The organism is Flavobacterium sp. UM26, from assembly GCF_057922445.1.
Genome location: NZ_JBVHCY010000011.1, coordinates 82,571 through 103,575 on the forward strand (window position 1 = coordinate 82,571; position 21,005 = coordinate 103,575).

Annotated in this window: 21 protein-coding genes, 3 tRNA genes and 1 riboswitch; of the genes, 12 read left to right on the top strand and 12 right to left on the bottom strand. The window is 38.3% G+C overall.

Annotated elements, in window-relative coordinates; genetic code table 11:
- Nucleotides 1-49: 49 nt before the first annotated feature.
- On the bottom strand, nucleotides 50-1,030 hold the full coding sequence (bamM, locus tag ACZ1AQ_RS13055) for a BamM family beta-barrel-assembly machinery protein (protein WP_489633319.1): 981 nt from the start codon (nucleotides 1,028-1,030) through the stop codon (nucleotides 50-52).
- A 78-nt stretch (nucleotides 1,031-1,108) separates the two neighbouring features.
- Between bamM and ACZ1AQ_RS13060 the strand changes: the two genes are divergently transcribed.
- Together ACZ1AQ_RS13060 and ACZ1AQ_RS13065 are read left to right on the top strand one after the other, a co-directional pair.
- Nucleotides 1,109-1,507: an RNA-binding S4 domain-containing protein gene (locus ACZ1AQ_RS13060; RefSeq protein ID WP_489633320.1), complete on the top strand. Its 399-nt coding sequence runs from the start codon at nucleotides 1,109-1,111 to the stop codon at nucleotides 1,505-1,507.
- Nucleotides 1,508-1,568: 61 nt separating this feature from the next.
- Complete coding sequence (locus ACZ1AQ_RS13065) at nucleotides 1,569-2,069, top strand: phosphoribosyltransferase domain-containing protein (RefSeq protein WP_489633321.1); 501 nt, start codon at nucleotides 1,569-1,571, stop codon at nucleotides 2,067-2,069.
- Here ACZ1AQ_RS13065 and ACZ1AQ_RS13070 read toward each other — a convergent pair.
- Complete coding sequence (locus ACZ1AQ_RS13070) at nucleotides 2,061-2,579, bottom strand: shikimate kinase (RefSeq protein ID WP_489633322.1); 519 nt, start codon at nucleotides 2,577-2,579, stop codon at nucleotides 2,061-2,063. The genes ACZ1AQ_RS13065 and ACZ1AQ_RS13070 overlap by 9 nt on opposite strands.
- A 126-nt stretch (nucleotides 2,580-2,705) precedes the next feature.
- On the opposite strand from ACZ1AQ_RS13070, the gene ACZ1AQ_RS13075 reads away from it, so the two are divergent.
- The 7 genes from ACZ1AQ_RS13075 to ACZ1AQ_RS13105 all read left to right on the top strand — a co-directional run bounded on the left by ACZ1AQ_RS13075 (nucleotide 2,706) and on the right by ACZ1AQ_RS13105 (nucleotide 7,334).
- Nucleotides 2,706-2,778: transfer RNA gene (locus ACZ1AQ_RS13075), tRNA-Lys, on the top strand.
- 38 nt (nucleotides 2,779-2,816) lie between these two features.
- Nucleotides 2,817-2,889 (top strand) — tRNA-Lys (locus ACZ1AQ_RS13080).
- Nucleotides 2,890-2,931: 42 nt separating this feature from the next.
- A tRNA-Leu gene (locus tag ACZ1AQ_RS13085) sits at nucleotides 2,932-3,014 on the top strand.
- Between the two features lie 132 nt (nucleotides 3,015-3,146).
- Nucleotides 3,147-3,608, top strand: coding sequence for a (2Fe-2S)-binding protein (locus ACZ1AQ_RS13090; RefSeq protein ID WP_489633323.1), 462 nt, complete (start codon nucleotides 3,147-3,149; stop codon nucleotides 3,606-3,608).
- On the top strand, nucleotides 3,608-5,791 hold the full coding sequence (locus ACZ1AQ_RS13095) for a xanthine dehydrogenase family protein molybdopterin-binding subunit (protein ID WP_489633324.1): 2,184 nt from the start codon (nucleotides 3,608-3,610) through the stop codon (nucleotides 5,789-5,791). Before ACZ1AQ_RS13090 ends, ACZ1AQ_RS13095 begins: the two co-directional genes overlap by 1 nt.
- Before the next feature lie 165 nt (nucleotides 5,792-5,956).
- On the top strand, nucleotides 5,957-6,718 hold the full coding sequence (gene xdhC / locus ACZ1AQ_RS13100; RefSeq protein WP_489633325.1) for a xanthine dehydrogenase accessory protein XdhC: 762 nt from the start codon (nucleotides 5,957-5,959) through the stop codon (nucleotides 6,716-6,718).
- A complete protein-coding gene (locus tag ACZ1AQ_RS13105; RefSeq protein WP_489633326.1) occupies nucleotides 6,708-7,334 on the top strand; it encodes a nucleotidyltransferase family protein in 627 nt (208 codons plus the stop codon). Before xdhC ends, ACZ1AQ_RS13105 begins: the two co-directional genes overlap by 11 nt.
- A 37-nt stretch (nucleotides 7,335-7,371) precedes the next feature.
- On the opposite strand, the gene ACZ1AQ_RS13110 is transcribed toward ACZ1AQ_RS13105, so the two are convergent.
- The 4 genes from ACZ1AQ_RS13110 to ACZ1AQ_RS13125 all read right to left on the bottom strand — a co-directional run bounded on the left by ACZ1AQ_RS13110 (nucleotide 7,372) and on the right by ACZ1AQ_RS13125 (nucleotide 9,656).
- Complete coding sequence (locus ACZ1AQ_RS13110) at nucleotides 7,372-7,911, bottom strand: DUF4252 domain-containing protein (RefSeq protein ID WP_489633327.1); 540 nt, start codon at nucleotides 7,909-7,911, stop codon at nucleotides 7,372-7,374.
- Nucleotides 7,912-8,106: 195 nt separating this feature from the next.
- A complete protein-coding gene (locus ACZ1AQ_RS13115; protein WP_489633328.1) occupies nucleotides 8,107-8,679 on the bottom strand; it encodes a DUF4252 domain-containing protein in 573 nt (190 codons plus the stop codon).
- A gap of 13 nt (nucleotides 8,680-8,692) precedes the next feature.
- Entirely contained in the window at nucleotides 8,693-9,160 is a 468-nt protein-coding gene (locus ACZ1AQ_RS13120) for a hypothetical protein (protein WP_489633329.1), read from the bottom strand.
- Nucleotides 9,147-9,656 (bottom strand): RNA polymerase sigma factor, encoded by a 510-nt coding sequence (locus ACZ1AQ_RS13125; RefSeq protein ID WP_489633330.1) that lies wholly within the window; start codon nucleotides 9,654-9,656, stop codon nucleotides 9,147-9,149. Before ACZ1AQ_RS13125 ends, ACZ1AQ_RS13120 begins: the two co-directional genes overlap by 14 nt.
- A gap of 122 nt (nucleotides 9,657-9,778) precedes the next feature.
- Here ACZ1AQ_RS13125 and ACZ1AQ_RS13130 point away from each other — a divergent pair, with 122 nt between their 5' ends.
- On the top strand, nucleotides 9,779-11,227 hold the full coding sequence (locus tag ACZ1AQ_RS13130) for a S41 family peptidase (protein WP_489633331.1): 1,449 nt from the start codon (nucleotides 9,779-9,781) through the stop codon (nucleotides 11,225-11,227).
- Nucleotides 11,228-11,323: 96 nt separating this feature from the next.
- Nucleotides 11,324-11,950: an N-acetylmuramoyl-L-alanine amidase family protein gene (locus ACZ1AQ_RS13135; RefSeq protein ID WP_489633332.1), complete on the top strand. Its 627-nt coding sequence runs from the start codon at nucleotides 11,324-11,326 to the stop codon at nucleotides 11,948-11,950.
- A 73-nt stretch (nucleotides 11,951-12,023) separates the two neighbouring features.
- On the opposite strand, the gene ACZ1AQ_RS13140 is transcribed toward ACZ1AQ_RS13135, so the two are convergent.
- The 6 genes from ACZ1AQ_RS13140 to cobU all read right to left on the bottom strand — a co-directional run bounded on the left by ACZ1AQ_RS13140 (nucleotide 12,024) and on the right by cobU (nucleotide 19,743).
- On the bottom strand, nucleotides 12,024-13,079 hold the full coding sequence (locus ACZ1AQ_RS13140) for a YncE family protein (RefSeq protein ID WP_489633333.1): 1,056 nt from the start codon (nucleotides 13,077-13,079) through the stop codon (nucleotides 12,024-12,026).
- Between the two features lie 4 nt (nucleotides 13,080-13,083).
- Nucleotides 13,084-14,937: a TonB-dependent receptor plug domain-containing protein gene (locus ACZ1AQ_RS13145; protein ID WP_489633334.1), complete on the bottom strand. Its 1,854-nt coding sequence runs from the start codon at nucleotides 14,935-14,937 to the stop codon at nucleotides 13,084-13,086.
- A 32-nt stretch (nucleotides 14,938-14,969) separates the two neighbouring features.
- A riboswitch (cobalamin riboswitch) is annotated at nucleotides 14,970-15,169 on the bottom strand.
- A gap of 350 nt (nucleotides 15,170-15,519) precedes the next feature.
- Nucleotides 15,520-16,062 carry an alpha-ribazole phosphatase gene (gene cobC / locus ACZ1AQ_RS13150; RefSeq protein WP_489633335.1) on the bottom strand — a complete coding sequence of 181 codons (543 nt, stop codon included), beginning with the start codon at nucleotides 16,060-16,062 and terminating at the stop codon, nucleotides 15,520-15,522.
- Nucleotides 16,047-16,847, bottom strand: coding sequence for an adenosylcobinamide-GDP ribazoletransferase (locus ACZ1AQ_RS13155; RefSeq protein WP_489633336.1), 801 nt, complete (start codon nucleotides 16,845-16,847; stop codon nucleotides 16,047-16,049). Before ACZ1AQ_RS13155 ends, cobC begins: the two co-directional genes overlap by 16 nt.
- A gap of 374 nt (nucleotides 16,848-17,221) precedes the next feature.
- A complete protein-coding gene (gene cobT, locus ACZ1AQ_RS13160) occupies nucleotides 17,222-18,901 on the bottom strand; it encodes a nicotinate-nucleotide--dimethylbenzimidazole phosphoribosyltransferase (protein ID WP_489633337.1) in 1,680 nt (559 codons plus the stop codon).
- A gap of 326 nt (nucleotides 18,902-19,227) precedes the next feature.
- The gene (cobU, locus tag ACZ1AQ_RS13165) at nucleotides 19,228-19,743 is read right to left on the bottom strand and encodes a bifunctional adenosylcobinamide kinase/adenosylcobinamide-phosphate guanylyltransferase (protein ID WP_489633338.1); all 516 of its coding nucleotides are present in this window, start codon (nucleotides 19,741-19,743) and stop codon (nucleotides 19,228-19,230) included.
- A 119-nt stretch (nucleotides 19,744-19,862) separates the two neighbouring features.
- Here cobU and ACZ1AQ_RS13170 point away from each other — a divergent pair, with 119 nt between their 5' ends.
- Nucleotides 19,863-21,005, top strand: coding sequence for an ABC transporter substrate-binding protein (locus tag ACZ1AQ_RS13170; protein WP_489633339.1), 1,143 nt, complete (start codon nucleotides 19,863-19,865; stop codon nucleotides 21,003-21,005).

Sequence of the window (21,005 nt, forward strand, 5' to 3'; positions counted from 1 at the left end):
AAACCGCTCTTTTATAAGAACGGCTTCATATATAAATTTTCAGTAGGCTCTAATCATGACATTTTGGATCCAAATGTCTTTTCTTTCCATTACCTCCCGTACACAAAGGAATGTCAGCAAAATCATAGTATTTAACCACTCCGTTAGCATCTTTGTATGAACGCTCTAATTTGGTGGTATAATTATCTCCATCGTCATCTACATCCAAGAAATCCGGAACCTCATCACCATCTGTGTCATCTGGATTAGTTGTAGGCTTAGTTGGGTACAAAGTCGTATTCGTAAAACTATACACGTAACCATCGCCATCTAAATCTTCTAGATAAGAAGGGATACCATCTCCATCTTGATCATTTCGTTGTATTTCGTATAATTTAAAATTAAAAACAAGCGGAGCATACGCAGGAATTGAACCACTACCGCCATTATAGTAAGCCAAAGCTGAAGGGATAAAAACCACACCTGCCCCAAAATCTTTATATGCCACTGTACCATCTGGATTAGAGCTGTAGGTTCCTTTCTTAAACTTAGGAAAAATTTCAGACCACCCTCTAATTACGCTTGTTAACTGAAAAAATTGCTGAGGGTTATTTGATCGCTCAAATTCTGTTACGGTGAGTGTTGTCACACCATCTTTAGTCACTTGCTGCAAATAATCTCCCTTGTATGCAGTAAAAACAGCATCAACATTAGATGGAGACTCGCCAACTCCTTCATTTAAAACCAAATAATATAACTTATACTTTAGTCCATGTAAATTCACCTCTCTGAATTGAAGAGGATAAGTCGTTTGTTCCCAAATAGACTTCTGAGTTCCACCAGTAGGAATCTTAGAAATCTTAATATCGAAGTCTGCGGTAACTTCCTCAATGTAATAAGTTTTCAAATATTCTTCAATGTCTTTGATATCAGTAGCATATTGCTCACTATATTCTCTTGGCGGCGTTAACTCCTCCTCTTTATTTTTAGAACATGAAAATAATGCCAAGGATAGCATTGATAAAATAAAATAAAACTTAATTTTGTTCATTATTACTGCTTTTTGAGTGCGCAAGATACAATTTAGATTGATTTTGATAAACTATTTAACTTTGATTTTTGAAAATTTATGCGAATAGATAAATATTTATGGTGCGTTCGTTATTACAAAACCAGAAATATGGTTACGGAGGCTTGTAAAAAAAACCAAATAACCGTAAATGGTCAAGTAGCCAAAGCTTCGAAAGAAGTTTTTCCAACTGACAAAATCACCTTTCGTAAAGATCAAATTACTCAAATCATCACGGTTTTGGACATTCCTGAAAGTCGTGTAGGAGCAAAATTAGTCGATATGTATCGCCGCAATGACACGCCTCCCGAAGTGTACCAACATCTTGAATTATTGAAGTTATCCAAAGAACATTATCGAAAAAATGGAACTGGCCGCCCTACTAAAAAAGATCGCCGTGATATTGATGAATTTGGCAATGTCATAATAGAGGATGAAGATGAAGATTCATTTTTGTAATTGGTAAAACTCTATAATCAAACCTAAATTATTCCATTTTGTACCTTTTAAAATAAAAATCATGAGCCAAAATATTATTTTAACGCACCAAGAAATAGAACACAAAATCAAGAGAATTGCTTATCAAATCTACGAAACCTTTGTTGATGAAGAAGAAATTGTACTGGCTGGGATAACCAAAAACGGTTTTGTATTTGCTCAAAAAATAGCCGCAGCTTTGACTTTGATTGCCCCAATCAAGGTTTCACTTTGTGAGGTTGAACTCAACAAACACCAACCTGATTTGGCTATTCGTACCTCATTGGCTAAAGAAAACTATACCGATAAAGGCCTTGTTCTAGTAGATGATGTCTTGAATTCAGGAACAACGCTTATCTATGCTGTTCGTCATTTTTTAGAAGTTCCCTTAAAAAAATTCAAAACAGCTGTACTCATTGACAGAAACCACAAAAAATACCCTGTAAAAGCTGACTTCAAAGGCATTTCACTCTCCACATCCTTATTAGAACATGTACAAGTCGTTTTTGAAGAATCTGGAAACAGCTATGCGTATTTAAGCTAATAAAGCTAAAATATCGTCAACCGTTTCATTTATTGTTTTGCCGTCAACAGCCACTTTGTGTTTTGCTTGATTGTAATAATAGCTTCTGTCGAATAGATGTTTTGCAATAAATTCATTCAATTCAGCGTCGTTTAAGTTAGCAATTAAAGGACGTTTACTTTTATTCTTAGACAATCTTTCGAATAAAGTAGACACCGAAGCCTTTAAATAAATGGAGTTAACATTGGGTCGTTGTAACAACTCGTGATTATTAGCATAACAAGGAGTTCCACCTCCAAGTCCGAGAATAATAGTTTCTTCTTGTTCTAAAAGTGTGACAAAAGCTTGGTGTTCGAGTTTACGAAAATAGATTTCTCCAAACTTTTCAAAGATTTCTTTGACGGTTAAATTGTTTTTTTCTTCGATATAGTGATCTAAATCTATGAAAGGAATAGTTGTTTTTTCAGAAAGTTTATTGGCTATGGTTGACTTACCGCACCCCATATACCCTAATAAAATAATTTTTTTCATGGCAATAAAACCTTACTAATTAAGGCATTGTGGCTTTTTGATTAAAAAAGACAAATTTATAATAAAATTGCTTTGAAACTTGAAAAAAAAGTACGTATATTTGCACCCGCATTCAAGAAACGAAATGACTCGATAGCTCAGTCGGTAGAGCACATCACTTTTAATGATGGGGTCCTGGGTTCGAGCCCCAGTCGGGTCACAAATACTGTGAACTACGCATTAGTTTCTTGAATGATTGACTCGATAGCTCAGTCGGTAGAGCACATCACTTTTAATGATGGGGTCCTGGGTTCGAGCCCCAGTCGGGTCACAAAGGTTGTTCGCTACAGCGAATGACCTTTTTTTATTTGACGGCCATGTGGAGAAACGGTAGACTCGCCATCTTGAGGGGGTGGTGCTCGTAAGGGCGTGAGGGTTCAAATCCCTCCATGGTCACACCAAAAGGGACAAAGAAATTATTTTCTATGTCCCTTTTTTTTAAATAAAATTACAATTCTCTTCTCTACTTACCATTCCTACCAAACCAAAAAAAGTGTAACTTGTACCGTCTAACTTTATTTTCTTGTTATGGTCACACTCGATATCAATGGTAAAAAATACAATCTCGATGTTGCTCCCGAAATGCCTTTATTATGGGCGATTCGCGACATTATCGGGTTAACGGGCACTAAATTTGGCTGCGGTATCGGGGCTTGTGGGGCTTGTAAAATCCTAATCAACAACGAAGCAACCTACTCGTGTTTGACTCCCGTAAGCGATGCCAAAGGCAAAAAAATCATCACTATTGAAGGTAAAAGTCCCAATTTGCAACTGCTGCAAGAAGCATGGGCCGAGTACAATGTACCACAATGTGGCTATTGCCAACCCGGACAATTGATTACAGCTACATCCTTACTCAATTCGAACCCATCGCCTTCTGAGACAGAAATTGATGACGCTATGTCTGGCAATTTGTGTAGATGTGGCACGTATCAACGCATTAAAAATGCAATACAACATACCGTTGAACTCAAAAAACAAGGGAAATAATGGAGGCAATTCAAAACTACAGTCGACGTGATTTTGTCAAAACCATTGGATTGGCATCTGGCGGATTATTATTAGCTGCAAATAGCTCCTTATTTGCTTGTGAATCAACCTCAACCATAGAAACTTTCAACCCCAATCTGTTTGTCTACTTGCATACGGATGGCACGCTGACGCTTATCGCTTCACGTTCTGAAATGGGGAATGGCGTTCGTACTTCGTTACCCTCAATCATAGCTGACGAAATGGAAGCCGATTGGTCTAAAGTAGTGGTTCAACAAGCTTTGGGAGATGCAAAATATGGCGATCAAAATACTGATGGCTCTCGAAGTATCCTTTACCTTTATGACACTATGCGAAAAATGGGCGCTACTGCCAAGGCTTTACTCATTACTGCTGCTGCGCAAAAATGGAATGTTCCAGAAACGGAGTGTATCGCACAACATCATTTTATTGTTCACAGTAGTGGTAAAAAATTAGGATTTGGCGAACTCGCTGCCACTGCCAAAACTTTAGAATTACCTAAAAACGTTACATTAAAAAATCCAAAAGACTTTAACTATATTGGTAAAACCTTAAAAAGTGTTGATGTTGCTAACTATGCCAACGGAAGCGCTCTTTTTGGTATTGACAAACGTTTACCCAATATGAAATTTGTGGCTATTGCCCGTTGTCCAGTCACTTTCGGGACTGTAAAATCATTCGACAAAAAAGCAGCGCTCAAAATTCGTGGCGTGATTGATGTCATCGAAATCCCAAGAATTGCCAAACCATTTGGTCCATTGGGTGGTGTGGCCGTAATTGCCACTAATACGTGGGCTGCCTTTGAAGGCAAGAAAGCCTTAACTATAGAATGGAATTATGGCTCCAATGCAACGTACACCTCTGCCGATTATCAAAAAACAATCACACAGGGCGTATTGCAACCCGCAAAAGTAGCCAAATCAATAGGAGATGTAGATCAGGCTTTTGCCAAAGCACATCAAATTGTCGAGAGCACCATACAATTGCCTTTATTGGCGCACGCCCCAATGGAAGTTCCCAATGCTGTTGCTTGGGTAAAAGGCGATTCTTGCGAAGTTTGGGCGCCTACTCAAGACCCGCAAACCGCTCGTAAAGAAGTGGCAGATTATTTAAAAATACCTTTAGACAAGGTTTCAGTAAATATTACTTTTCTTGGTGGAGGCTTTGGCCGTAAATCAAAACCCGATTATATTGTAGAAGCGGTAATGGTTTCCAAAGCTATCAACGCGCCCGTGCAAGTAGTTTGGACGCGCGAAGACGAGATCAAACACGGTTATTATCATACCGAAAGCGCCCAATATCTCAAAGCCGCTTTGGATGCTCAAGGCAATGTAACCGCTTGGCTACACCGTTTCGCTCTACCTTCCATTATGTCTACTTTTGTACCCGGTACTGAATATCCTGCCGAATGGGAAGCTGGTAGCGCCACAGACATTCCCTTAGACGTTCCCAATTTTAAAGTAGAAACAGGCAAAGCGCCCGCTCACGTCCGCATCGGATGGATGCGCTCTGTTATCAATATTCCTCACGGATTTTCTGTGAATGTTTTTGCCAACGAATTAGCGTATGCCGCTAAAAAAGACCCTTTAGAATTCCGTTTGAACCTCATCGGACCCGACCGTATTGAAAACACACAAGACGCCATAAAATACAACACGGCAAGAATGAAACACGTCTTACGACAAGCCGCAAAAAATGCCAACTACGGAAAAGCATTGCCTCAAGGTCACGCCTTTGGTATTGCGGTTCAATACAGTTTTTATTCCTATGTCGCCTCCGTGGTCGAAGTGTCTTTCATCAACAATAAAGTAAAAGTTCACAATGTGTACACCGTTATCGATTGTGGTACCGTCATCAATCGCGATACGGTAAAAGCACAGTTAGAAGGAGCCGCTATTTTCGGGATATCTTTGACCTATTACGGAAAAATCACCGCCAAAGACGGCGCCATCGAACAAAACAGCTTTAGTGATTATCCTTTAATTCGTATGAACGAAGCGCCAAAAATACACGTAGAAATCGTAGAAAGCACCGAAAATCCAACTGGTGTAGGCGAACCTGGGGTACCCGTAATCGCACCAGCCATCGTCAATGCTTTGTTTCAACTCACTGGAAAAAAATACTATAATTTACCTTTAATTGATTATGAAATCGTAGGATAATTTGTGGGGCGTTCCCCCGAGGCACACGACTTCATTAAACCTCAAGTCACTGCTCCTCGGGGTCGGGCTATCCGTTCCCAAACTTTTTATACCCTTCGCAATGGCTACGGGTATAAAAAGGTTTTCCACTTCTATCCCTAACGCAAAAACATTTCCCATTCCTATATGAACGATTGGATTACACTATTACATACTTACAAAACCTCCAAAACACCGGTTGCCTTGGTCACTGTAACTCAAGTGTTGGGTTCTGCTCCTTGTAAAATAGGTTCAAAAATGATTGTAACCCATCAAAAAGAGATTTTTGGAACCATTGGCGGAGGGAAACTTGAATTTCATATCATCACTCAAGCCCAAAAAGCCATTCAAGAAAATCAAATTCAATCTACTACTTTTACGTTAGGCCCCGAATTTGAACAATGCTGTGGCGGTAAAGTAACCCTTTTAATTGAACCTATGAATCAAAATCCAGAACTGTATCTCTTTGGCGCAGGCCATATTGGCGTTGCCTTGTGCGAAGTACTAGCCAATACCCCGTTTCAAATCACACTATTGGATACTAGAGAACATTGGGAAAGCACCTTGTCACTTCCCTCTTCCGTCACCTATAGCGCTGTCCCTTTTGACTTGTACAAAAGCACTGTACATTGGGGGCCAAATTGTTATGCCATCATTGTTACCCACGACCATAAATTGGATTTTGAAATCACTGCCCTATGCCTAGCTGAAAGCACAAAATTCATTGGCCTCATTGGTAGCAAAACCAAACGCAATAAATTCCATCATATGCTTCGAGACGAATTGGGTTTTGAATCAGGTATGAATCCCGTGCATTGTCCTGTAGGTTTGGACTTAGGTGGTCACACTCCGAAAGAAATTGCCATTAGCATTGCTGCCCAATTACTACAAGTGTACTATGAAAAATAATGTTGCTTTTGTACTATTGGCAGGAGGAAAATCAGAACGAATGGGGCAACCCAAAGGATTACTATTCAACAAAGAAGAATATTGGCTCGAAACCCAATTAAAAAGCATAGCTTCCTCTGGCGGTACCGAAGTTTATATCGCATTGGGTTTTCATACTGACGCTTATTGCGATGCACTACCTTGGTTAACCTCAGCTCTGCAAGCATCTACTACTTACCTGAATCTTACTATTCGAGCCGTTGTAAATCCAGACCCTGAAAGAGGCTCTTTTTCTAGCTTACACAAGGTTCTTTCTCAAATAGAAGAACCTAAAACTATACTACTCTGCCCTATTGATGTTCCGATACCCAAAGACGAAACACTACAACTGCTTTTAGAAAAACAGCAAGCCATTGTTATCCCAAATTATAAAGGAAAAAATGGCCATCCAGTCGTGATGACTGCTTCATTTTGGAAACCACTACTGAAACTGGATCCGAGTAACAGTCGGTTGGATTATTTGATAAAAGCTTGCCCTTCGGCAATGATTAGCATTGTACCCGTTGAAAATCCAGAGGTAATTCTGAATCTCAATACACCTGTGGATTGGGAAACGTACCAACAAAAAAACGGCTAGCAAATTGCCAGCCGTTCTTAATGATAATGATCTTAAATTATTGCTTCTTCAACAATTCCTGTAACGGTTTCAACTGATCCAAATCGATTTTTGATTGTTGCAATACGGACATCATGTTCATGATATGCGTAGGATTCATGTCTTTACCTAACACACGAACTACAGCAAAACCTGTTTCTTTTTGGTTGGCAAACAAAACAAACTCTTCGATATGCTCATCTGCTCCTACAAAACTTACTGAAGCTCCTTCTTTACCAGAACCAAACTTCATGAGTTGTTGATACTTTGGATTTTTCAAGATTCCGTTTAATTTAGCTCGCTCTGTTTCGAACTCCGTAGCATTATTTGGGTTGCGTTTAAAAGCCAAAATATTTATTTTTTCAAACGATCGTAAGGCTTGTTGCTGCTCTTGAGTGAGTTTCGTTTTATCCACATTCAAAATCGAAGAGGAAATATCAAACGCTATGAAATTTTTATTTTCTGTATTTTCTACAAAATACTTTTGCAAACTCGGTTCAGAGTTACAACTGCTCAACCACAGGCATAGGAAAATAGCCAAACCAACTACTGCTTTCATTTTTTTACTTTTTATATTAATAGCGTTCTATTTTGAATATTCTTAACTCTAAATTTATTCCAATTCTTTTAGTTTTTTTGCTTTCGTACTTTAAGATTCTGAAAACAGACCTACAAGGTTTTGAAAACCTTGCAGGAACTTCAATCCATTTTTATTAAAAGCTACTATTAGATAGCGTAAGCTAAGTACTAGTTACTACTTCTTCCCTTTGGTTGCTTTTTTCAAATCGTCTCCACCAGGAAAACGCATTTTATCTGTCAATACCGAGATTTCATTCAAATCAAAATCGCCTGTCAAAGACATCAAGACACTGTCTTCGCCTTTTCCACCATCAATAAACATCAATAATTCTCTGATTTGAGTGTCTTTAGCTCCTGATTTTACTAAAATTTTAATGCTACGACCATTATCGTTTACACGCATAAGCTCTTCTAAATTAGCCGTTTTAATATAACGTTCAGCAGTTGCTTTCATTTCCGCTTCGACACGAGCACTTTTGGTGGTAAACACCTTTAGGTTGTCTAATTTTTTGATTAAGCGATGGTATTGTTGCATTTCTTTGTCGGAGGCATCTACTTTGACTTTACTCATCATTTCGAACATTTTTTTATTGACGATAACCGACGTAACATCGTCTTGACCGTCGAATTTATCGAAGGCCCCTTGTGCAAAAATGGGGTTAGCAACTAGTAAAAATACTAAAGCTAAAAATACTTTTTTCGTTATTGAAGTAAAACGATTGTTATTCATAATGACTGTTGATTTCATGTTGTTTTTTGATTTACTGATTAAAAACTTTTCCTTTTGATTCATTGTATTCTTGAATGACCTGCACACTTCCTATGCCGGTGTTTACGTGACCTGATAACAAGGCTAGTGCTTTTTGGGTTTCTCTAAACGCTTCCTCGGGAGAATCATAAGTCCCCAATTCGTTGGAAGCTACACTAGTTTTGGTTTCATTGGTAGAGTAAACATACATTCCTATTCCGAGCAAAATCACAACCGAAGCCGCTAAAGAAACCCAAACGGTTTTTGATGCCGCCTGCTTTTGACTAGGCAATTCTGGTAATTCTTTAGGGTTTATTTGTTCTTTTGCTAAAGAGAAATAACCAAACATTGGCTTGTATTGCTCCAAATGCTGCGCAACATTCGATGAAGAAAAATAGTTCGTCAACTCTTTTTCCTCGGCAATACTGGTTTCTCCTTGAAAGTATTTTTCTAAAAGCTCTTCTATTTTATAAAGTTCCATAACGGTGTGTTTTTAACATATGCTCTCTAATAGTTTTTCTAGCTCTAGAGAGTGCCACGCGAATGGCGGTTTCATTCATTTCTAATAATTTGGCAATTTCCTCAAACTCATATTGCTCTACTTCTCTAAGCTGAATAATCATTCGCTGTTGTTCCGGCAACTGATCAATTATTTTAGCCACCCAATTCAAACTATCATTGTCTTCTACTTTTTGCTGCAAGCTTGGTTCTCTGTCCGTGTAATTGTTATGTACAATTCGCAAATTACTGGAACGTTTCGCTTTTAACTGATCCAAACAATGATTCTTGGTCATAGTCATAGCTAGGGCTTCAACACTAGCATAACCGGATAAACTTTCATTTTTATTCCACAACTTTACCAAAACCTCTTGCGTAGCATCTTCAGCCTCCTCGGTACTCACAAGTAATCGTTTGGCCAATCGAAAGACTTTATCTTTGAAGGGAGTAATCAATTGTACAAACTCATTTTGGTTCATTCTAATGGTTGTTTCTAGCGGTTCATATAAGCAAGACGAACGACAATTATTTTTGTTACAAACAATAAAAAAATAATTTTAAAGTTAGTATTTTTACAAGAACTAAATATATCTAACCTCATATGAAAACTACGTTCAAAATTGTATTCTTATTATTTACAAGCCTTTTCCTTTTACAGAGCTGTCAAAAAGATGAGGACGATATTGCTGCACCAAAATCTTTAGAGATTCAGAACTTTGTATGGAAAGGAATGAATCAATATTATTTGTGGCAAAGCGATGTACCTAATTTGGCAGATGATAAATTCAAAAATCAAAGTGAGTTAAATGCTTTTCTAAAAGGCTATAGTACTCCAGAAAGTTTATTCGAAGCCTTGCGTGTCGATAAATCCATCGATCGTTTTAGCTGGATTGTTGATGATTATGTTGCACTAGAGCAATCCTTTCAAGGTACCACTAAAAACGATGGTGTTGATTTTGGGTTAAGCTACAAACCCGGAAGTACTACCGAAATTTTTGGTTATGTTCGTTATATTATCCCTGGCTCTGATGCTTCGACCAAAGCTATAAAACGTGGTGATATGTTTACCGGAGTAAATGGCACGCAATTGACCGTAAGCAACTATCAAACTTTATTGTTGAATGCCGAAAGTTACACTTTAAATTTAGCCGAATTCAATGGCTCAACAATCGTGAGTAATGGAAAATCAGTTGCTCTAACCAAAACCACTCTGAATGAGAATCCTATTTTAATTAATAAAGTAATCGAAACAGGAGGTAAAAAAATAGGATACTTGATGTACAATGGCTTTTTTGCTAATTATGACACCCAACTTAACGAAGCTTTTGGAAGTTTAAAATCCCAAGGCATAACCGATTTAGTTTTGGACTTACGCTACAATGGCGGAGGTTCTGTTCAAACCGCTACCCGATTGGCTAGTATGATAACTGGACAGTTCACAGGAAAAGTGTTTGCGAAGCAACAATGGAACGAAAAAATTGAGGCTTATTTCAGCACCAACAATCCAGAGGCTCTCAAAAACTTTTTTACCGATAAGATTGGAAGCACACCAATCAATAGCTTAAACTTAACGAAAGTCTACATTATTACTACCAAAAGTACTGCTTCTGCTAGTGAATTAGTAATTAATGGCTTGAAACCATTTATCAATGTGGTCCAAATTGGAGATGTTACTACAGGTAAAAACGTAGGCTCTATTACTTTATATGATTCTCCAACTTTCCAAAAAGAAAACGTAAACCCATCTCACAAATATGCTATGCAACCTTTGGTACTCAAAATTGTAAACGCTGATGGCTTTGGTGACTACCAAAGTGGTTTAACGCCAACTTTCCAACAAGCAGAAACCATCAGTACTTTTGGAGTTTTGGGGGATGTTAACGAACCTTTATTAAAATTAGCTATCGGAAAAATTACAGGTACTGCCAAAGGAATACCTACCACCAAAGGTAAAACATTTGAATTTTTCAAAGATGGCAAATCTATCAGAGGCTTTAGAAACGATATGTACTTGGAAACTATTCCTGAAGGGCTATTAAAATCTTTGTAGGGATTATACTAAAATCAGAAAACATAACGTTATACTTACCCATCTGAAAAGCAATGCTTTTTGAAACTTCATTAGTAACTTTTAAAACATTATAGTATGAAATTGTATTCTAAAATTGGTATCGGGATCTTAGCGTGTGCTTCTTTAGCATTTATTTCACCTGCATTAAAACCTTCAAAAACCATTCACGTGGTGATTGATGCAGGACACGGCGGACATGATTTTGGCGCAACAAACGAAGCAGCCATCGAGAAAGAAATCGTTTCCCAAATTACTAGTAAAATCAAAGTTCAGAATACCAATAAATCTATTGTTTTACATTTTACTAGAAATGAGGATGAATTCGTGGAGTTGCCTTCTCGTGCTGCCCTTATCAATAGCATACAACCTGATTTATTCATTTCGTTGCATGTTAATGCTAACGCCAGCAATCAAAAATCTGGATTGGAATTTTTCATCAACGAACAAAATCCTGCCACGGTTGAACGGTCTAAAGAAATTGCGACACAACTTAACATAAGATTGACACAGCAAACCGCTTTAAAAGGCAATGCTATCATAAAAAATGCCCCTTTTATGGTGTTAAAAAAAGCAACAGTTCCTGGTGTTTTGATTGAATTAGGGTATTTGACTAACGAAAACGACAAACGCACCTTGACCAACGAAACAGAACAAACAAAAATTGCCAACACCATTTTAGATGTGGTTTCAACTCTAAAATAAAAGCAACAACTACCCAAACAAAAAAAGGCGTTTTCATTTCGAAAACGCCTTTTTAGTTCTTAAGCTAGACCTTTTAATTATTAAAATAGAATCCGTTTGGTCCCACTCCTACTGTCATTTCTTTTTGCAATGATCCCGTTAAAGAGTACACATAAGCCTTACTATTCGAAGCAAAATCCCCACCATCGGCAATAAAAATTTTATCGTTTTCTACCGCAAATCCATACATCACTCCATATTGAGAAGTGGACGAGTAGCTAAAAATAGGTTTATCTGAAGGTTGTGTTGCCGTAATGTCCATACTATACACTCCTGTATCTTTTGTAAAGTAAATTTTAGAACCATAAATATCCAAATTTCCTGCATCTGTTAAAGCTGATGGAAATACCACTTCAGTTATCGATTTATCCGATAATTTCACTTTCACAATTTTGCTTGCACTTCCGTAAGGAGATGCTAGCACATATAATACACCGTTTTTCACTTCCATTGTATTGGCACTTTCCCCAACGGTTATTGGCGTTTCTAAAGTTTTAGTTACTGTATTTACCACCAAAACTTTGTCGCTGTTATAAGGTTCTGTGATGTACAACTTATCACCTTCTAAAACAATACGATTGGCCGTTGCATTCAAGTTAATTTTGGATTCTACTTTATTGGTAGCCAAATCAATAACGGCTACAAAATCATCCGTATTTCCAGTAGCTGGATTGGCATAAGCATAAGTATTAGCATTAGTTACATATGCCTTACCATTTTTCACTACACCATATCTTGGTGTGATTAAACCTGTTTCGATTTTAGCTAATAACTTAAACGTATAGCGATTCACTACATTAATCACATTAGAACCTCCAGCAATTACATACGCCTTATCGCCATCAAAAAAAATATTCTGTACATATTTCCCTAAAAAATCACCTCCGTTTTCTGCTCCATATACATCTTGTTTAAAAGTAGTCAAATCATCTCCTAAAAACGATACCGAACCTCCAGATGAATTACCTTCATTTAGAATAAAAACACCATTATCATAATTTCCTTTAGAAACATTTTCGTTGTCCTCGTTAGTACAAGACCACAAAAAGGTAAAAGTAAAGGCTACCAATAAAACTCTAGTTAACTTCATTATATTAAAATTTAAAGATTAGATACATATTAAAATTGCGTCCGGGCATCATTCTATTTTCCAGACTTTCATATTTTTCATTCCAAAGATTAAGTACTTGAGCGCCTATTTTTATTGGATTACGCTTAAAAAACTCATAATCCACGCCCACATTAGAAACCCAATACGAAGGAATAATAGCGTTAGGATCGTTATCGGATTGCGTATAGACAAAACCGTTAAATAGGAATTGATAATTAGCGTTCCATTTTTTATAACTGTAGGCCAATGCTGCGGTAGCTTTGTGATAAGGCACAAAAAACAATTGCTTTTGAGTTACCTCATTCTTAGAAATGGTGTACGCATACGTCCCATTGATTTGCCAAATGCTCTTCCCAAATTGTTGTTTCCAAGCCAATAAAGCTTCTATTCCATATGCAGCTACGCGATCCGTATTTTGAGGGGACCAAATGCCATTGTTTCCGGGAACCCAACGCAACAAGTCTTTGATTTTATTGTAATAGGCCGTTTGTGTTAAGCTGAAATTTTTATAAGTAAAGACATTGGCCAGCTCGCCTTGGTAAGCACTTTCGGGTTTTAAATTGGGATTGCCGCCTTCTTCCCAATACAAATCATTGTAGGTAGGAATGCGGAAATTATGCGAAATATTGACTTTCAATTGGTACCAAGGTGCGATACGCAAAGCAGTTCCAGCCGAAAACAGAATAGGCGATTTGTAATTGTTGGTAAACTCCTTACGAATCCCCAATTCATTTTGCCATTTTGAATCCATCTCATATTTAAACAACACTGATGCAGCACCAATCTGTCTTTCGTGGTATCCAAATCCAGAGCCTTCACCTCGGGTTGTATTGTATTCTAAAATTGTGTTTACCAAAAATGAGGGCGTAGCCTGAAAACTAACATCTGCTTTGGTAATCCAAGTCTTGGTATCCCCAAAACTGTATTGTGGTAGCGACTTATTCGGATAGTACTGATAACCCTCGGTTAGATAAGCCATCTTACCATTCATCGTCCATTGCCCAAAAACACCATTGTATTCCAACAAATTTCTGCTAAAATCATTCTTGTATTTCGTTCTAGACTCAGAGGGAGATAGCAAAGAAATATTCCTATCGGTATTAGAAGACTGACTATAAGCCTTTAGTATTTGTTTATCAGAGATTTTAAAACCAATTGCAGCATTGAACCCAATCACTTCATATTCACCGTTTTCATTAAAACGCTGATTGCCTTTCCAATCAAAAAGACCAGGATAATCGTAATCGTTATCAGAATAATTTCTAGAAAAACCAATTTGAGCCGACCATTTTGTATTTGAAAACTGGCTGTTATAATGAATCCCCTGCGTATTGAAACTGCCATAATCCAGTCGCAATTGATTTGAAAAAGAACGCTCAAATCGCAAGTCATTGTTCAAATGCACGGTGCCACCAATAGCCCCACTGCCATAAATCACACTTCCTCCACCTCCTTTAACAGCAATCGAATTATAATCTGTTCCTGATATTGTATTAAAATCGGTACTCCCATTCATTTGGGAATTGATGTTGATGCCGTTCCAAATCACCGCAGTTTGCGACGCAGTGGTTCCCCTAAAAGCCACCGTCGAAAGCATCCCACGACCGTATTCTTTAAAATACAAAACCGAATTGTAATTGAGTAAATTGGTCAACAACGCACTATTTTTAGACAAAATAGAATCGTTCAAACTAAGAATTGTTTGAGAAGTAGAGAATTTGCGCAACTTCGCATCAGCTATGACGACCTCTTTTAAGCGAGTAATCGAATCATTCTGAGCAAAAATCAGTTGACTTGCGAGCAAGCAAAAACAAAAAAAAGATTTAAAATGTGCCATAATTTCCTGAACCTTTTTTCCCGAAAGTTCGTTATTGGTTAAGAAAAAAGGCAGGTCTCCTGGCTTGCGTCTTGTTGTTGACCTTCCCACTCGCCGCGGCGAGCAGTGGCTTTGTAGATAACAACAAGCTTAGTAGCTTACAGTTGCGGGTACAGCTTAGGTTTTTAACCTAATTCCCTTTTAATGCGTTTTCTAAAAAAAGTAAAACGCAACCTTAATTCGGATGCAAATATAGCTTTAAAAAAATGGAATACTAAAACTAAATTCCAAAAAACAAGTAAAAAAAACCATAAAACACTACAATACAACAACATAAATCGCATTATTGATAACTTGGGCGTGCCCCTCCTGATACTTCGACAAACTCAGTAGTCGGGTCGGGCTGTACGTTCCCGCTTCCCGATGGAAAATCGGGAGAACTCCACTGCCATCCCTCACGCACAATGTCATTATGTTAAGAGGAAAAAGAAAAAAATAGCACGCAGATTCAACAGATTTTAACTGATTTTTCTGCGTAAATCTGCGTGAAAACAAAAAGAGTAATTCCTTAACTTAATTACATTGCCCTCACTCAAACCCTACTTAACGAGCACACTCCACTTTCACCACCACTCCGTAATCCAAGGGTGTAGCAAAAGCTTCCTGCAAAGGAACGTTATTTATTCTACACAAAACACTTCGAATCACCCCAGAATGTGTCACTAAAATCAGCGGTTTTTCATTGGTTTTTTCTAATTCCTCCTCCAAAAATTCCCAAACCCTTTGGTCCAAATCTATAAATGATTCGCCATTGGGCACCGCAACATTTACAAAATCATTCATCCAAGGATCCAAAACAGTTCTTGGAATGGCGTTCCAAGCCTGCAATTCCCAATCCCCAAAATGCATCTCTTTCAATCGAGGTTCTTCGGCTACTATTGGAATTCCTTTAGCTTCTTGAATATGCTGCGCCAAAATCGAACAGCGTTGCAACGGACTAGTATACAAAACCCCTTGCTCTGGCAATTGCTCCAAAATCGATTCAAATACCGCATCATAAGGTACTCGAATGCCAACATCGCTTTGACCATAACAAATCCCTTTCTCACAAACCGTTTCGGTGTGACGCACTAAATAAATTTCCATATCGCTAGTAAGGTTAGGTAAAAAATAACTTCACATACTTGTTGTGTGGCTCCCAAACAATCGCCCGTGTAGCCGTCAATCCATTTCTGGAAATAACGTGCCAAAAAATAACGTGCCAAAAAAACAGGGAATACCACCAACCCAATAATCGCGTGATTCATCATCAAAACCATCAAAGGTAATAGCCCAAAAAACAAAGCGCCCACAACTTCTTTCCAAGAATACTGTTGCGCAATGGGTTTGCTTTTACTCGTAGCATCCTCGCGAGAATATTCGTGAGTAAACACAATCGAAATCGCCGCCAATCGACTCAAAGAATGCCCTGTTATGAAAACCAAGAAAAGAGTGAAGAGTGAAGAGTCATTAGTGAATAGTGAATCGACTTTGGCCAAAGTGACCAAACTCATATACTTCAGCAAAAAAAGCAATACCAAACCAATCGCACCATAAGCGCCAATAGCGCTGTCTTTCATAATGGTCAAAATCTTAGTTTTGGTCCAACCTCCACCAAATCCGTCGCAGACATCGGCAAAACCATCTTCGTGAAAAGCACCTGTAACCAAAACACTCGCAATCATAGAAAGCACCAGCCCGATCTCAGCATTCCACAACCAAGAGGCCGTAGCATACACTCCAAAAGCGATTGCCCCCACAATCCAACCAATTAATGGAAAATAACGAGACGCTTTGTTCAAATATTCCGGATTATGGTCAATGTTCTTCGGACACGGAATTCGGGTATAGAACATCAAAGCAGTAAAAAAGATGTGGAATTGTTTTTTCATTTATTTATATTTTATAGAAGCAGCAACAAAAAGCCTTTATGCCAGCATCGTCCCGCTGTCCTTCCAATCTTTTTTTTTATACCTGTCAGGTTTTAAAAACCTGACAGATATAAAAAAAAAGGATATTCCCTCCCATCGGGGCTAAAAGGTTACATTGTACTTCTATGGTTACATTTCGTTTTTCTTGTTGATATTATATTTTATTGACTCTCTACTTATAGACTGAGTCTATTATAAAGAGTTTGTACTACACTATTTTTCGAACTCCTGCAAGGTCTTTTTTTGACCTTGTAGGAGTTTACATTCTTCCAATCCTACCTACAAGTTTTTAGAAACCTTGCAGGAATAGTAACAAACCATTTTGTTCTAATCATTTATTCCTTTTTATTATTCACCCCAGCCGATTCAAAACTGGCCATCTCGTTCAAAAAAGCCACTGCTGATTGTACTAAAGGAAAAGCCAAAGCACAACCCGTTCCTTCACCCAAGCGTAATTGAAGGTTCAACAATGCTTTTGCTCCTAGATACTCCAAGAGTTGTTGGTGACCTTTTTCAGCCGAAGCGTGGCAAAAAACAGCATTGCTCAGAATAGCGGGGTTTTTCTTAAAAGCAATCAAAAAGGCTACTGTCGCAATGAATCCATCGACCAAAATCAACATCTTATTTTTATGTGCTTCCAGCATTCCACCAGCTATTTGCAGGATTTCGAAACCTCCAAAATATGCCAAAATCGAGTCTAAATCGGTAGCGCCTTTGTAATTCGAAATTGCAGTTGCTAAAATTTGATACTTGCTTTTTAACTTTTCGTCAGTTACGCCAGTTCCTTTTCCGATGCAATCTGCTAAGGGAATTTGAGTCAAAAAATGCATCAATACCGAAGCGGTCGCCGTATTCCCAATTCCCATTTCTCCAAAACCGATGCAATTACTACCCGATTGCGCAATTTGTCCCACAACAGCAGCGCCCTTAGAAAAACAAGTGACTACTTCCTGAGGACTCATAGCAGCGGTGTGCAAAAACGACTGTGTGCCTTTACTAATTTTATTATGAATCAACTTGGTGTTCGTTGGAAAATCATAATTCACCCCCGCATCTACAATCGACAATCCGATTTGGTTTTGTTTACAAAACACATTGATTGCTGCTCCCCCTTCCAGAAAATTAGTCACCATTTGTCGGGTGACTTCTTGTGGATAGGCACTTACGCCGTGATTGGCAATACCGTGGTCGGCAGCAAAAACCACCAAATGCGGTTGTTTAATTTGAGGCGAAGTGGTTTGAAACACCATTCCTATTTGGTGAGCGAGTGCTTCTAAATCACCCAAAGCTCCAGTGGGCTTGGTTTTGTTATCGATTTTGTACTGCAATTGGTTCGATAAAATCGCGTTGGACTCCGTTATTTTTTCTTCAAAGGAAGAAATTACAGTTTCTTTTGACTGAACCGAATCAATCGTAGTGATAGATGGAAATGGCTCTTTTTTCTTCCATCCTAATTGTTGCAACATCGGCTGATGCTCATAATTAGAGGCGGGTTTACCTACGCAAAAATAGCCCAAGGGTTCTATGTTTTCGGGTAATCCTAAAATGGATTTGAATTCGTGATAGTTTAGAATCGACACCCATCCCATAGAATAGCCTTGTTCGGTTAAGGATAACCAAATGTTTTGTGCCGCACAAACTGCGCTAAACTTAATCGCTTCGTTACTCCCCACGGTTCCGATGGTAAAACTATTGAGCACCGAACGGTCGTAAGCAATGACCAATCCTACTGGAGCTTCTTCGATGGCTTCGAGTTTTAGGGCTTGGTATTGTTGCTTTTGTTGCTCGTTATCGGTGGCATTGGCTGCTTTTTTATCGTAGTCTTCAAACAAAAGTTTGATGGCTTTTTTGACTTCGGGGGAACGTATAACGTAATATCGAGTGGCATCGGTAAGTCCAACAGAAGGTGCGTAATGCCCAGCTTGTAATGCTTTTTGCAAGACGTCTTCTGGCACTTCGTCGGTGGTGAAGTGGCGGGTATCGCGACGGGATTGTATGATTTCTTGTAGTGTCATAATCTTTTTTTTGCGTTAGGGATGGTAGTGGCATCCTTTACTGCCGGGGTTCGGCAGTAAAGATATAACGAACAGCCCGGCCCTTGTGGAAACGCCCAAATCTATTGCATTATAGGCTCTAACTCAAATAGTATGGATACAAATTTCGACACGAATTACACGAATTGACACGAAAACTATTCAATTTAAAATATAATTACACCAATATCTTTGGCGTCAATACATTTGTGTATTTAAAATGGTCTCTTTTTGGTGTCAATTAGTGTAATTCGTGTTTACTTTTATTATCAATTACAAAACCCAAACAATTGGCGTAGCATCTTATTTTAAACTTCGCCTTTGATTACCATTGGGATTCCCGCAACCATAAAAACCACGGTATCGGCTTTTTGGGCGATGTATTGATTGGTCCAGCCTTGCAACTCGGTGAATTTGCGACCGATGTGTGTATCTGCGTGCAAGCCCATCCCGATTTCGTTCGAAACGATGATGATGGTGGTGTTGGACTGCTGTGCGAGGGCATCAATTTCTTTCTTGGCTTGTTCCAAACACAAATCGATGTCGTTTTTGTTGTCTACAAAAAAATTGGTCAACCACAAGGTCACACAATCGATGACAGCCACACGGTTTTCGAAATTGATCTCGCTCAGGAATTTTTCTTTTTCTATGTTTTCCCAACGTTCGTCACGGTCTTTTTGGTGTCTGTCGATGCGGTTTTTAAAATCGGCATCCCACTGACGCGCTGTGGCTACATACATTGGGTTATCCGACTTTTCTTTGGCTATTTTTTCAGCAAAACCGCTCTTTCCAGAACGTTCTCCTCCAGTAATCAAGTACATCATTTGGGATAATTTATGGCTTCATTAAAGAGCAAAGATAGTCTTTGTTGAATTTTTTAGTGTTAAAAATAAACAAGAAATTTTAGTTTTTGCGTTACATTTGCTCCTATCAAAATTTGTTTATGAAAACTAAAATTGTTCTTATTGCCTTAATAAGCTTGTTGCTCTCGTTGAGTGCTTGCGAGAAAAAAGGTAACACTACCCCTCTTTCGGAAACGGCTGCCACCAATAGTATTCGCTATGCTTCTGGACTTTCGATACAGAAAAATCAAGGATTTTCGGTGGTAACGGTTCGCAATGCTTGGCCTGATGCAAAACAAAACTTTACCTATATTTTGAAAGAAAAAAATGGCATCGTTCCAGATAGTTTGCAAAAACACCCTACCATAGCTGTTCCTTTACAAAGCATAGTGGTGACTTCAACTACCAATATTCCGTTTTTGGAAATGTTGGGGGTGGAAAAAAAATTAGTAGGTTTTCCGCACACCGATTATATTTCGTCTCCAAAAACACGACAACTAATCGATGCAGGAAAGGTGAAAAATATTGGACAAAATGAAAAATTAGACACCGAACAATTGATTGATTTGAGTCCTAATTTGATTGTGGCTTTTGGCATTGATAATTCGAATCCCACGATTGATAACTTACAAAAAAGCGGTTTAAAAGTGCTCATTCAAGCCGATTGGATGGAACAAACACCGCTAGGCAAAGCCGAATGGATTAAATTGTATGGCGCTTTGTTTGGCAAAGAAAAAGAAGCCGAAGTTTTATTTAATGACATCGTAAAAAGTTATAAGGAAACACTAGCGTTGGTCGCTCAAAAAAAGACAAATCCTACGGTTTTGTATGGCTCGATGTATCAAGAACAATGGTTTGTAGCCAAAGGTGACAGCTGGGTGGCACAGTTTTTAAAAGATGCCAAATCTAATTATTTGTGGAGTACCACCAAAGGAACAGGAAGCTTGTCGTTGCCCTTTGAAAAGATTTTGGAAAAGGCTCAAAAAGCTGAGTATTGGATTGCCACGGGCTCCTTTAAAAACTTAGCGGAATTGCAAAATAGCAATCCACACTACCAACAATTTGACGCTGTGAAAAACAAAAACGTCTATACTTTTGAAAACAAACACGGAGCCACCGGTGGTACTGTTTATTATGAATTGGCAGCAAGTAGACCCGATTTGGTCTTGAAAGATTATATCAAAATTTTCCATCCCGAATTACTTCCGAATTATACGTTTACCTTTGCCGAAAAACTACAATAA

Coding starts and splice junctions, on each gene's coding strand:
- ACZ1AQ_RS13115 (WP_489633328.1), bottom strand. CDS start 8,679: ATGAAATCAACAGTCATTATGAATAACAATCGTTTTACTTCAATAACG.
- ACZ1AQ_RS13155 (WP_489633336.1), bottom strand. CDS start 16,847: ATGAAAAAACAATTCCACATCTTTTTTACTGCTTTGATGTTCTATACC.
- cobU (WP_489633338.1), bottom strand. CDS start 19,743: ATGATGTACTTGATTACTGGAGGAGAACGTTCTGGAAAGAGCGGTTTT.
- ACZ1AQ_RS13130 (WP_489633331.1), top strand. CDS start 9,779: ATGAAAACTACGTTCAAAATTGTATTCTTATTATTTACAAGCCTTTTC.
- ACZ1AQ_RS13095 (WP_489633324.1), top strand. CDS start 3,608: ATGGAGGCAATTCAAAACTACAGTCGACGTGATTTTGTCAAAACCATT.
- ACZ1AQ_RS13145 (WP_489633334.1), bottom strand. CDS start 14,937: ATGGCACATTTTAAATCTTTTTTTTGTTTTTGCTTGCTCGCAAGTCAA.
- ACZ1AQ_RS13105 (WP_489633326.1), top strand. CDS start 6,708: ATGAAAAATAATGTTGCTTTTGTACTATTGGCAGGAGGAAAATCAGAA.
- ACZ1AQ_RS13065 (WP_489633321.1), top strand. CDS start 1,569: ATGAGCCAAAATATTATTTTAACGCACCAAGAAATAGAACACAAAATC.
- ACZ1AQ_RS13170 (WP_489633339.1), top strand. CDS start 19,863: ATGAAAACTAAAATTGTTCTTATTGCCTTAATAAGCTTGTTGCTCTCG.
- cobT (WP_489633337.1), bottom strand. CDS start 18,901: ATGACACTACAAGAAATCATACAATCCCGTCGCGATACCCGCCACTTC.
- ACZ1AQ_RS13070 (WP_489633322.1), bottom strand. CDS start 2,579: ATGAAAAAAATTATTTTATTAGGGTATATGGGGTGCGGTAAGTCAACC.
- ACZ1AQ_RS13060 (WP_489633320.1), top strand. CDS start 1,109: ATGCGAATAGATAAATATTTATGGTGCGTTCGTTATTACAAAACCAGA.
- ACZ1AQ_RS13110 (WP_489633327.1), bottom strand. CDS start 7,911: ATGAAAGCAGTAGTTGGTTTGGCTATTTTCCTATGCCTGTGGTTGAGC.
- bamM (WP_489633319.1), bottom strand. CDS start 1,030: ATGAACAAAATTAAGTTTTATTTTATTTTATCAATGCTATCCTTGGCA.
- xdhC (WP_489633325.1), top strand. CDS start 5,957: ATGAACGATTGGATTACACTATTACATACTTACAAAACCTCCAAAACA.
- ACZ1AQ_RS13135 (WP_489633332.1), top strand. CDS start 11,324: ATGAAATTGTATTCTAAAATTGGTATCGGGATCTTAGCGTGTGCTTCT.
- ACZ1AQ_RS13120 (WP_489633329.1), bottom strand. CDS start 9,160: ATGGAACTTTATAAAATAGAAGAGCTTTTAGAAAAATACTTTCAAGGA.
- cobC (WP_489633335.1), bottom strand. CDS start 16,062: ATGGAAATTTATTTAGTGCGTCACACCGAAACGGTTTGTGAGAAAGGG.
- ACZ1AQ_RS13140 (WP_489633333.1), bottom strand. CDS start 13,079: ATGAAGTTAACTAGAGTTTTATTGGTAGCCTTTACTTTTACCTTTTTG.
- ACZ1AQ_RS13090 (WP_489633323.1), top strand. CDS start 3,147: ATGGTCACACTCGATATCAATGGTAAAAAATACAATCTCGATGTTGCT.
- ACZ1AQ_RS13125 (WP_489633330.1), bottom strand. CDS start 9,656: ATGAACCAAAATGAGTTTGTACAATTGATTACTCCCTTCAAAGATAAA.